This is a genomic window from Arenibacterium sp. CAU 1754 (assembly GCF_054482635.1).
In genome coordinates this window covers 386,749-398,094 of sequence record NZ_JBTLRG010000004.1, presented here as the reverse complement: position 1 = coordinate 398,094, position 11,346 = coordinate 386,749, and the positions used below count along the sequence as shown (strand labels likewise).

Genomic DNA, 11,346 nt, shown 5'->3' with positions numbered 1-11,346 from the left:
ATGGCAAAGCCCCGTCGCCTTGATCTCGACCAGAACCTCGCCCGCACGCGGACCCTCAAGGTTAACGTCCATCACCTCCAAAGGCTTCCCAGCCGCCAGCGCAACCGCCGCACGTGTCCGCATGTCTCGATCTCCTTGCGTTTCAATCGCGTCGGACGATGTGATCCGACGCCTGTTTGCTTCAATCGTTGACAGTCTTATCCGCCGTGCGAACCGGGGGCAAACACATCCTCGCGCCGGTCCGGGACTCGACTCTGCAAGCGACTCGCCTATAAAGAACAAAAGAAGAACAAAAGTGTCCGCACATGTCCAGCCGCCGCATCCTTTCCTTATGGTTTCCGCGTCTCGGGGCCGAGCGTGTGATGCGCGCCGCACGCATGGCCGATCCGGGGCCGCTGGCGGTGGTGGCCGAGCAATCCAACATGCAGGTGATCACCTCGCTCAATGCGGCGGCCGAATCCGCAGGGGTGCAGGTGGGCCAGCCTTTGCGCGATGCCCACGCCATCTGCGCCACCCTGCTGACGCGGGCGCGCAACGCCCCGGCCGAGGCGGCCTTTCTGACCGCCCTGCGCCGTTGGGCGGGCAAGTTCAGCCCCTGGGTCGCCGAGGAACGACCCGACGGGCTGGTGGTGGACCTGACCGGCTGCGCCCACCTTTTCGGGGGGGAGGCCGGCCTGTTGACCGTGATCGAATCCGATTGCGCCAACATGGGGCTGAGCGTTCAGGCCGGCATCGCCGACACGCTGGGCGCGGCCTGGGCGCTGGCGCGGTTTGCCGGGCAGGGGGGCGTATCCGACCGCAACGGTGACGCCATCGACCAGGAGGCCCGGGCCACCCGGTCCCGCGCGGGAAAGCGGCGGCACTGGACCCGTGGCGGCACCGCCCCCCAAAAGGTGGAAACCCCGGGCGGCGTGTCGCGGATTGCCGCGCCGGGCCAAAGCTATGGCGCGCTCAGTCCGCTGCCGGTGGCGGCGCTGCGGCTGGAGCCCGCCACCACGGCGCAACTGGGCCGGCTCGGCCTGCGCCGCATCGGTGACCTGCTGGGACAACCCCGCGCCGCACTGGCGCGCCGCTTTGGCAAGGGGCTGGTGCTGCGGCTGGATCAGGCCATGGGCAGCGCGCCCGAACCGGTTTCGCCTGCGCGTCCGCCCCACGCCTTTGCCCTGCGGCTGACCCTGCCCGACCCCATCGGCCTGCACGCGGACCTGATGGCGGCGATCGACCGGATGCTGCCCCGTCTCTGCGACCGCCTGCAGGACAAGGGGCGCGGGGTGCGCAGTCTCCGGCTCGAGGCGCACCGCACCGACCAGAACGCCGAAATCGTTACCCTGTCGCTTGCCCGACCCAGCCACGACCCCGCGCGCATTCGCCCGCTGATTGAAATGAAACTCGACCAGATCGACGCCGGGTTCGGGATCGATATGCTGCGGCTCGAGGCGATCCGGACCGAACCGGTCCACGCGCGCACAAAGGTCGGTCACCTGACGGCGGGAAAGCCCCTCGATACCCGGCTGGCCGACAATGCCGCGCTTGATGATCTGATCGGTAAACTGGGCGCACGGGTGGGGCTGGAGGACATCACCCGCCGCCATCCCGGATCCAGCCACATCCCCGAGAAATCTGCGCTGATACTGGCCGCCGCCTGGTCTGACCCGGCCCGCGACTGGCCCACTCAACGGCCAAATCGCCCCCTGCTGATCTGGCGCCCCGAACCGGTCCACGCACCTGACGATCCAACCGTGCCGGCCATGTTTCGCTGGCGCGGCCGCACCTGGACCCTGGCCCAGGCCCGCGGGCCCGAACGCATCGCGCCAGAGTGGTGGCTCGACGATCCCGACTGGCGCAATGGTGTGCGCGATTACTGGATCGTGACAACCACGCAAAAGGACCGGCTGTGGCTTTATTACGGGTATGGCGCAACCCTGTCCGCAGGCTGGTTCTGTCAGGGTGGTTTTGGCTGAACCTGTCCTGATTGTGCGCCTTCGGCGCAAGATATTGACGAACAGGGGGCTCTGCCCCCGTCGCCTTTGGCGACTCCCCCGGAGTTTATTCGGCAAGATGAAGGGCAATGAACCAAGCCCCCTTCATCTTGCAAGGAAAACTCCTGCCGGAGGCATCGCGTGCCTGCACGCGATTGAATCAGAGGTGACGCACGGCAGATGAAAGGAATGGCGCCGACAGGCGCCTCAATCTGGCAGGCCGCGCAGACCGGCGCGGACGAAGTCGGCTGCGAGCGCGGCATAGTCTTGTCGGCTCAGGCCCTTGCCGGGACGGTGCCACATGTAAAACCAGTTGAGAATGCTGAACACCGTCATGGTCATCGCCCGCAACCGGTCTGCATCCAGATCCGGGCGTTCGCTCCGCACGGCTTCGAACATCGATGCGACCAGGCGGCGTTGCTGCGCAATCAGCGGTTCCCGCATCTCATCCGGGAGCGTGCCCAACGCATCCAGCTGCAATTTGTGCTCCGCATCCGCGTCGGCATAGGTTTCAAGGATTGCGGCAATCAGGCCTGGAATGCCCTGATCGCGCGCCGCGTCGACCGTTTCGACCAGATCGGAAAAATGCGCATGCAGGATGTCGAACAGCAGGGCCTCCTTGCTGGGATAATAGTGATAGATCAGCGCCTTTGACACGCCGCATTCCCGCGCCGCGCCGACCATCGAGGCCCGGTCATAGCTGTGGCGCGCGAAATACCGCGCCGCGCCCTTGCGCAGGGCGGTGCGTTTTTCGTCGTGATCCCGGGCAATCCCGCGGGGCATCAGGTTTTGGGGCGGTTGTCGATGATGCGAACGGCTTTGCCTTGGCTGCGGGCGACACCGCCAGGGTCGGCCACCTGCACCACCACGGTCACGCCGATTGCGGCCTTGATCTTGTGACGCAGTTCACCCGCCGCTTGGCCGCGTGCGTCCCCGGCGGCGAAGTCTTCGACGGCTTCGGCGAGAACGGTTAGCTGATCCATGCGGTCCGGACGGCTGAGTTCGATCTGGAAATGCGGCGCCAGCCCCTGCACCGTCATCAGTTGTTCCTCGATCTGCGTCGGGAACACGTTCACTCCGCGCAGGATGATCATGTCGTCACTGCGTCCGGTCACTTTTTCCATCCGCCGCATGCTGCGCGCCGTGCCCGGCAGCAACCGGGTCAGATCGCGGGTGCGATAGCGGATGATGGGAAAGGCCTCTTTGCTGAGCGAGGTAAAGACCAGTTCCCCCTGTTCGCCGTCGGCGACGACTTCGCCTGTCTCCGGGTTGATCACCTCGGGATAGAAATGGTCCTCCCAGATATGCAGGCCATCCTTGGTTTCCACGCATTCATTGGCCACGCCCGGCCCCATCACTTCGGAAAGGCCATAGATATCCACCGCATGCATATCAAAGGCCTGTTCGATCTCGACCCGCATGGCGTTGGTCCAGGGTTCGGCGCCAAAGATTCCCACGTCGAGCGAACTTTGACGCGGGTCCAAGCCCTGTGCCGCGTATTCATCCAGGATCGACAACGCGTAAGACGGCGTCACCGTTATCCCCTTTGGGCGGAAATCCTCGATCAGGCGCACCTGCCGCTGGGTCATTCCGCCGGAAATCGGAACCGTGCTCAGCCCCAGCGCGTCCGCCCCCAGATGGATGCCCAACCCGCCGGTGAACAGCCCATAGCCGTAGGCGTTATGCAGCATGTCGCCCGGTCGCAGGCCCGAGGCCCGCAAGGACCGCGCCACCACCGATCCCCAGACCTTGAGATCGTTCTCGGAATAGCCGACAACCGTTGGCTGGCCCGTGGTCCCTGACGAGGCATGGATACGCCTGACATCGCCCTGCGGAATGGCGAACATGCCAAAGGGGTAATTGTCGCGCAGGTCCTGTTTCACCGTGAAAGGGAACCGGGCCAAATCCGACAGTGTCTTCAGATCGTCGGGATGCACCCCCACCCCATCAAACGAAGCCTTGTAAAACGGCACGTTGTCATAGGCATGGCGCAGAGACCATTTCAGCCGGTCCAGTTGCAGCGCGCTGATTTCATCGCGGCTGGCAATTTCAATTGGATCAAGGTCTTCCCGGCGGGGTGTCAGGTCTTTCATCAGGCCCTCTCAAGTAGCAATGCAATGCCCTGACCGACGCCGATACACATGGTGCAGATCGCGCGGTCCAGTCCTTCGTTCATCATCGTGTGCGATGCGGTCAGCGCCAGACGCGTGCCCGACATGCCCAAGGGGTGGCCAAGCGCGATGGCGCCGCCATTCGGATTCACGTGATCGGCGTCATCCGGCAGGCCCAGTTGGCGGGTCACGGCCAGCCCCTGTGCGGCAAAGGCTTCGTTCAGTTCGATGGTGCCGATGTCGCCAATGCTCAGACCGTGCTGCGCCATCAGCTTTTCGGTGGCTGGCGCCGGGCCGATGCCCATCACGCGAGGCGCAACGCCCACGGTGGCCATGCCCGTGATGCGCGCGCGCGGCGTCAGGCCGTATTTTTCAACTGCAGCGGCCGAGGCGACAATCACCGCCGCAGCCCCGTCATTCACGCCCGATGCGTTGCCAGCCGTCACTGACCCGCCCTGCCTGAAGGGGGTCGGCAAACTGGCCAGCTTTTCCAGCGTCGTGGCGCGCGGGTGTTCGTCGCGGTCAAAGATGATCGGATCGCCCCGGCGCTGCGGAATGGTCACCGGGGTGATTTCCTGCGCCAGCCGCCCGTTTTCGATGGCGCGTGCGGCCCGTTCCTGCGAGCGCAGGGCGAATGCGTCCTGTGCGGCGCGTTCGATCTGGTAATCCTCGGCCACGTTCTCGGCGGTTTCGGGCATGGAATCGGTCCCATAGGCCTTGTGCATGGCGCGATTGATGAACCGCCAGCCAATGGTGGTGTCATAAATCTCGGCCTTACGGGAAAAGGCGCTGTCGGCCTTGGGCATCACCAGCGGCGCGCGGCTCATGCTCTCGACGCCGCAGGCCAGAACCACCTCGGCCTCGCCGGTGCGCACGGCGCGGGCGGCCGACCCCATCGCATCCAGACCGGACCCGCACAGCCGGTTGATCGTGGCACCGGGCACCGTTTCCGGCATCCCCGCCAAAAGCGAGGACATGCGCGCGACATTCCGGTTGTCTTCGCCCGCCTGATTGGCGCATCCGGCCAGAACCTCGTCCACCTCCAGACCGGGGTGGCGCGCCATCAGCGCCTTGATGACACCGGCCAGCATGTCGTCGGGCCGGACCAAGGACAAGGCGCCGCCATAGCGGCCGATGGGCGTACGCAGTCCGTCGCAAAGATAAGCGTGGGTCATGATGTCTCCTGAAATAACTGGCCTTGGATCGTTCGCGAGAGGCCGCGAAACACGGCCACCTTGCGACCATCTTCGCCCGATACCGTCACATCGTAAACGCCTGAACGGCCGGTGCGCGCGGTTTCCGAGGCCTGGGCGGTCAGGCGTTCGCCCGGCTGTCCGGGGCTGAGGTAGGTGATGGTGTTTTCCTGCGCCACGGTCACCTGGTTATAGGTGTTGCAGGCGAAGGCGAACGCACTGTCGGCCAGTGTGAAGATGTATCCGCCGTGGCAAATCTTGTGTCCGTTCAGGTGGTGATCCTGAACCGCGAACGACAGGGTCGCCATGCCCGGCGCGACTGCGTCCAGCGACATTCCCAGCCATTTGGATGCCGCATCGTCCGCCCACATGGCGGCCGCACTGCGTTCGGCGCGTTCCTGCGGTGTCATGGCCAAGTCCTCCCCTGCCGTGCAACCTGCACAAAACCGACCGAACGGTCAATAGTGTTGATTTCGCCGCCCACCCGGGTCATGCTGCCCGTGATCAATTCGGGAAGGGAACCCACATGTTGCGACCAGCAAGCTATGCCCAAGGGCAATGGATTTCACCGGGGGCCGATGCGCGTGCCATCCTTGGTCCGGTCACCGGTACGGCGATCGCACAGGCCGGGGGCGCACCGCTGGACGTAAAGGGCATGCTGACCTTTGCGCGCGATACCGGCGGGCCCGCCCTACGTGCAATGACCTTCCACGACCGCGCCCGTATGATCAAGGCCGTTGCGACCTATCTGACCGAGCGCAAGGACCAGCTTTATGCGCTGAACCCGCTTACCGGGGCGACCCGCCGCGACGGCGCGGTCGATATCGAGGGCGGCATCGGCACCATGATGGTGATCGCCGGCAAGGGCCGCCGCGAAATGCCCGACGGGCATGTCTATGTCGATGGTGAGATCGAACACCTGTCCCGTGGCGGCAGTTTTCTGGGCCAGCATATCGCCGTGCCGATGCAGGGCGTTGCGGTTCATATCAACGCGTTCAACTTCCCGGTCTGGGGGATGCTGGAAAAACTGGCGCCCACCCTGCTGGCCGGGATGCCCGCCATCGTCAAACCCGCCACGCAGACCTGTTACCTGACCGAGGCCTGTTTCCGCATGATCATCGAAAGCGGTCTGTTGCCAGAGGGCGCGGTGCAACTGGTTGTCGGCGGGGTCGGCGATATGCTTGACCACCTTGGCCCGCAGGATGTGGTCAGCTTCACAGGTTCGGCCGACACCGCACTGAAACTGCGCGCGACCCCGGCATTGATGCGCAACTCGGTCCGGTTCCATTCCGAACAGGACAGCCTGAACGCCACCATCCTTGGCCCCGATGCCGTCGCGGGAACTCCCGAATTTGATGCCTTCATCAAGGAGGTGGCCAACGAGATCACCACCAAGGCGGGGCAGAAATGCACCGCGATCCGCCGGATCATCGTGCCGCAATCGGCCATGGGCGATGTCGCCGATGCGCTGATGGCACGCCTGTCCGGCACCACGATCGGTGACCCGGCGGACGATTCGGTGCGCATGGGCGCCCTGGCCTCGGGCGATCAGAAATCCGACGTTCTGGCGAAACTCGCCGCACTGGCGGGCGAAACCACCCGGCTGACCGGCGACCCCGAAGCGCCCGACCTGATCGGCGCGGATCAAAACGGCGCGTTCCTGTGCCCCACCCTGCTGCGCTGTGACGATCCCGACGCGGCCACGGCGGTGCACGAACTCGAAGCGTTTGGCCCAATCTCAACCCTGATGCCCTATCGCGATCTGTCCCACGCCACGGCCCTTGCCAATCGCGGCGGCGGTTCGCTGGTTGCATCGCTTGTCACCCATGACCCGGACATTGCCCGGCAGGTCACGCTTGACTGTGCCGCGTGGCACGGGCGGCTTTACATCACCGACCGCAACAGCGCGAAAGAGGCCACCGGCCACGGCGCGCCCATGCCGCACATGGTGCACGGCGGCCCCGGCCGCGCCGGCGGCGGCGAGGAACTGGGCGGTGTGCGTGGCGTGCTGCATTACATGCAGCGCACCGCCATTCAGGGCGGCCCGGATGTGATCGCGGCCATCACCGGCCAATGGGTGCCCGGCGCGCCCGAGATCAAAGGCCCGGATCACCCGTTCCAGCGCACCTTCGAGGAAATCTGCATCGGGGAAACCCTGCATACCGATCCGCGTACCGTGACGCTGGAGGATATCGAACATTTCGCCCATTTCACCGGCGATACCTTCTATGCGCATATGGACGAAGACGCCGCCAAGGCGAACCCGTTCTTCCCGGGGCGCGTCGCGCATGGATACCTTCTGCTGTCCTTTGCCGCTGGTCTGTTCGTACAGCCCGATCCCGGCCCGGTGCTGGCCAATACCGGTCTCAACGGGCTCAGCTTTCAGAAACCGGTCAGCCCGGGCGACGCAATCCGTGTCCGCCTGACCTGTGCGCGCAAGACACGCCGCACCGCCACCTATGGCGAGGTCGCCTGGAACGTGACGCTTACCAATCAGGACAACGATCAGGTCGCCCAATATGAGCTTTTGACGATGGTCTCATATACGCGCTAAACGCGGGGGATGAGCGATCCATTAGCCCCTCTGATCACAGCCCTGCACGGTCAGGGCCGCCTGCGTGTCTGGTCGCTGGTCATCACCGTGTTCGGCGATCTGATCCAGCATCGCGGGGGCAGGGTTTCGACCGCGCGTCTGGGCCAGCTTCTCGGCCGCGTCGGGGTCGAGCAGGGAACGCTGCGCACCGCGCTGTCCCGGCTGGGTCGGGATGGGTGGGTCACCAGCGAACGGCAGGGCCGGACCAGCCTGTACCGGCTGAGCAAACAGGGCATCGAACGGTTCGCCCCGGCCACGACGCTGATCTACGCCCCGCCTCGGACCGCGCCGGTGACCGAATGGGCGATGTCGGTGCACCTGGGCGCCAACGGCGCGCAAACCGTTGACCTGCGTCCGGCCGGGGACACAGCGCAGGTAAGCGATGCCTGTGTGACCGGTACGCTGTCGACCCTGTCGGACGCGTTCCGCGATGCGCAGTTTGCCCCCGCCCACCGCGATGCGCTGTCCGCGCTGCGCGATGATCTGGCCATTCTGAACGGGCTGAACCTGGACGCCGACATGCCGCCGCTCGATATCGCGGCGGCGCGGTTATTGCTGATCCACCGGTGGCGGCGGATCGTGTTGCGGTTTCCCGATGTGCTGCCGGACCTGATGCCCGCCACGTCCCCGCTGACCAATCCGCGTCTTGCGGTGGCGCGGTGCTATGCCCGTCTGATCGACGGAACCGAGGCCTGGCTTGACAGTGACGCGGGCGACCTTGGCGCGCTGCCGCGCAACGACGCCGTGATCGCGCGGCGCTTTGCCCCTGACCATCAGACTTGATTTGCATGCCGTTTGGCGCGAACCTGAAGATATGACAATCCAACCGCCCAACCCTTTTGCGTCAATCCCGGCCCAGGTCGCGTTTGACCGGCGCGAGTTGCAGACGATCCTGTCACTTTATGGCCGTATGGTCGCCGCAGGCGAATGGCGCGACTATGGCATTTCCTGCCTGCGCGATATGGCCGTGTTTTCCGTGTTTCGCCGCACGGCCGAAAACCCGCTCTACCGGATTGAAAAGCGCCCCAAACTGCGCAGCCGTCAGGGGATGTATTCGGTTGTGGGCATGGATGGTCAGATACTCAAACGCGGTGGCGATTTGAAAAACGTGCTGCGCGTGTTGGAGCGCAAATTGATCCGTTCGGTAGATTAAGCTATTACTATCAATATCTTATAGAAAATGCGGAATGTTTCGCGCGCGAAACAATTTTGCGGTAAGCCATTGATTTTACGTACCTGCCAACGGGCGCAGATGTGCGGTCACCGGCCCGTCCCCTTGCTCTCGGATCCGGTCGATGGCCGCGCCAAGCGGCTCGAACGCAACCGCCATGTGAAACGCATTTGCATGCAACAGCGTCTCTGCCTCCGCCACCCAGGCCACGTGCCCTTTCCAGAACAGCAAATCCCCCCGCTGCGGCACCATGTTCTCGGGCAGTGGCGCCCCCAGCATCTGTTGCTGCTGATCGCTGTCGCCGGGGCAGGGGACGCCACAGGCCAGCAAACCGGCCTGCACCAGCCCGGAACAATCGACCCCAAAGGCAGAATTGCCGCCCCACAGGTAGGGCGTGCCCAGCAACCGCTCGGCCACCGCAACCGGGTCGTTTTCGGGGCTCTCCAGCGGCTGCAGGTGGTTGGCCGGGATGTAGTACCCGTCCGCACTGCGCAGGAACCGCCCGTCGGATCCGGCGACACGGACCCGGCTGCCGAGGCCGAGCGTTACCGGATCGGGCGTCTTGATGTCGGGCGCGGAAAACCCAAGCGTCGCGCGCACGGCGATGCGATGGGTCGGATCGGTCCAGAGCCCCAGATCGGCGGCAGCGACATACCCGACATACCCGCTCAGCCCGGCCCGGCCAAAGCAATGCGCATCGACGGTTTCCAGAACGTGAAACGGCTCTCCGAATACCAATTGCCGCTCCAGCGCGGTCTGCCCCGGCGCGCGGTGCAGGTCGGCCACGGGGCGGGTGATCCGCATCAACGTGCCCTCGACGAAGCGGGGCGCCTCAACCTGCCCGCGCAGGGACAGATGCGCCACGTTCGCGTTGGCGAATGTGCTGCGCGGATCGCTCACAGTTTCAGCAGATCGGGCATGGCCTCGAGCAGCGCGCGGATGCCCTGACCGCAGCCGCCCTTGGGGCGGGCCGGGCCGGGAACCGACGTCCAGCCATAAATGTCGAAATGCATATAGCGCGATTGCCCGGCAAAACGGCGGAGGAACATCGCCGCCGTGATCGCACCGGCGAACCCGCCCGAGGGCGCATTGTCCAGATCGGCGATTTTCGGGTCGAGCTTGGATTCATAGGGCGCATGGAAAGGTAGGCGCCAGACCGGGTCGTCAATCCGGCCACCTGCGGCCGACAGGGCGGTGGCGGCGCCATCGTCATCGGTAAAGAACGGCGCGATGTCCGACCCGACTGCAACACGGGCCGCGCCGGTCAGCGTTGCCATCGAGATCAGCAGATCGGGCTTGCTCTCATCCGCCAGCGCCAGCGCATCGGCCAGCACCAACCGCCCCTCGGCATCGGTGTTGTTCACCTCGACCGTCAGCCCCTTGCGTGAGGTCAGGATGTCGCCGGGGCGAAACGCATTGCCCGCGACCGAGTTTTCGACCGCCGGCACCAAGACCCTGAGCTGCAACGGCAGTTTCAGCGCCATGATCATATGCGCCAGACCCAGAACATTGGCCGCGCCGCCCATATCCTTTTTCATCAGCGCCATGCCCGCACGTGGTTTCAGGTCCAGACCGCCGGTGTCGAAACACACGCCCTTGCCCACCAGGGTCAGGCGCGGGCCCTCCGACCCCCAGTTCATTTCGATCAGGCGCGGCGGCGTGGCCGAGGCGCGCCCGACCGCGTGGATCATCGGGAAATTCTGTTTCAACAGCTCCTCACCCACAACGGAGGAAAATTTTGCGCCATGCAGCTTGGCCAGTTCCGCGGCAGCCGACTCCAGATCGTCCGGCCCCATGTCGGCAGTGGGCGTGTTGATCAGGTCGCGCAAGAGAACCTCGCCCGCGGCGATGGTCTCGACCTTGCCCGCATCAATGCCATCAGGCGCGACCAGGCGCACCTTTTTCGCCGTTTTCCTACGATAGCGGTCAAACCGGTATTCCGACAGCAACCATCCCAGGCATTCGGTTTCCAGCAAGCTGTCCGGCAGGCCTGAGTCGATGCGATAGACCCCTTCGGGCAGTTTCGCTGCCGCCGCCGCCAGCGCATACCGCCCGCGCGCCCGCGCCTCGGCGGTTTCGTATCCGACCAGTGCCATGCGCACCTGCCCGTCCGGCCCCGGCACCAGAAGCGCCTGCCCCAGCTTGCCTGAGAACCCGTTGGCCGTGACCCAGGTCGACACCGCATCGTCCTGACCGGAAAGCCAGTCCTCCAATGCGACGGATTCGATGATGTGAATCGGGGTTGCGGTCTTGGACGGCGCGGCAAATTTCAGGGTCATGGACTGGCTCTTGTGTGAAA

10 protein-coding genes and 1 pseudogene are annotated in these 11,346 nt (G+C 64.9%); 4 read left to right on the top strand and 7 right to left on the bottom strand.

Going from position 1 to position 11,346, the window contains the following annotated elements; translation table 11 throughout:
* Nucleotides 1–123, bottom strand: a pseudogene (locus ACXYMO_RS16570) (S-(hydroxymethyl)glutathione dehydrogenase); the annotation flags it as partial.
* A 182-nt stretch (nucleotides 124–305) separates the two neighbouring features.
* Here ACXYMO_RS16570 and ACXYMO_RS16565 point away from each other — a divergent pair.
* Complete coding sequence (locus ACXYMO_RS16565) at nucleotides 306–1,961, top strand: Y-family DNA polymerase (RefSeq protein WP_458879838.1); 1,656 nt, start codon at nucleotides 306–308, stop codon at nucleotides 1,959–1,961.
* A 225-nt stretch (nucleotides 1,962–2,186) separates the two neighbouring features.
* On the opposite strand, the gene ACXYMO_RS16560 is transcribed toward ACXYMO_RS16565, so the two are convergent.
* From ACXYMO_RS16560 to paaI, 4 genes are read right to left on the bottom strand one after another with little or no spacing between them, the layout of a single operon-like run.
* Complete coding sequence (locus tag ACXYMO_RS16560) at nucleotides 2,187–2,762, bottom strand: TetR/AcrR family transcriptional regulator (RefSeq protein WP_458879837.1); 576 nt, start codon at nucleotides 2,760–2,762, stop codon at nucleotides 2,187–2,189.
* Entirely contained in the window at nucleotides 2,762–4,072 is a 1,311-nt protein-coding gene (gene paaK / locus ACXYMO_RS16555) for a phenylacetate--CoA ligase PaaK (protein WP_458879836.1), read from the bottom strand. Before paaK ends, ACXYMO_RS16560 begins: the two co-directional genes overlap by 1 nt.
* Entirely contained in the window at nucleotides 4,072–5,265 is a 1,194-nt protein-coding gene (gene pcaF / locus ACXYMO_RS16550; RefSeq protein WP_458879835.1) for a 3-oxoadipyl-CoA thiolase, read from the bottom strand. The genes paaK and pcaF overlap by 1 nt, the downstream gene beginning before the upstream one ends.
* On the bottom strand, nucleotides 5,262–5,693 hold the full coding sequence (gene paaI, locus ACXYMO_RS16545) for a hydroxyphenylacetyl-CoA thioesterase PaaI (protein WP_458879834.1): 432 nt from the start codon (nucleotides 5,691–5,693) through the stop codon (nucleotides 5,262–5,264). Before paaI ends, pcaF begins: the two co-directional genes overlap by 4 nt.
* Before the next feature lie 116 nt (nucleotides 5,694–5,809).
* On the opposite strand from paaI, the gene paaZ reads away from it, so the two are divergent.
* The 3 genes from paaZ to ACXYMO_RS16530 are packed head-to-tail and all read left to right on the top strand — an operon-like array spanning nucleotide 5,810 to nucleotide 9,029.
* Nucleotides 5,810–7,837, top strand: a complete 2,028-nt coding sequence (paaZ, locus tag ACXYMO_RS16540) for a phenylacetic acid degradation bifunctional protein PaaZ (protein WP_458879833.1) — start codon at nucleotides 5,810–5,812, stop codon at nucleotides 7,835–7,837.
* Between the two features lie 9 nt (nucleotides 7,838–7,846).
* Nucleotides 7,847–8,659, top strand: a complete 813-nt coding sequence (locus ACXYMO_RS16535; RefSeq protein ID WP_458879832.1) for a hypothetical protein — start codon at nucleotides 7,847–7,849, stop codon at nucleotides 8,657–8,659.
* Nucleotides 8,660–8,690: 31 nt separating this feature from the next.
* Nucleotides 8,691–9,029 carry a DUF2794 domain-containing protein gene (locus ACXYMO_RS16530; protein WP_458879831.1) on the top strand — a complete coding sequence of 113 codons (339 nt, stop codon included), beginning with the start codon at nucleotides 8,691–8,693 and terminating at the stop codon, nucleotides 9,027–9,029.
* Between the two features lie 75 nt (nucleotides 9,030–9,104).
* Here ACXYMO_RS16530 and ACXYMO_RS16525 read toward each other — a convergent pair whose 3' ends face one another.
* Nucleotides 9,105–9,947, bottom strand: coding sequence for a C40 family peptidase (locus tag ACXYMO_RS16525; RefSeq protein WP_458879830.1), 843 nt, complete (start codon nucleotides 9,945–9,947; stop codon nucleotides 9,105–9,107).
* Nucleotides 9,944–11,326, bottom strand: a complete 1,383-nt coding sequence (locus ACXYMO_RS16520) for a leucyl aminopeptidase family protein (protein WP_458879829.1) — start codon at nucleotides 11,324–11,326, stop codon at nucleotides 9,944–9,946. The genes ACXYMO_RS16525 and ACXYMO_RS16520 overlap by 4 nt, the downstream gene beginning before the upstream one ends.
* Nucleotides 11,327–11,346: the final 20 nt, after the last annotated feature.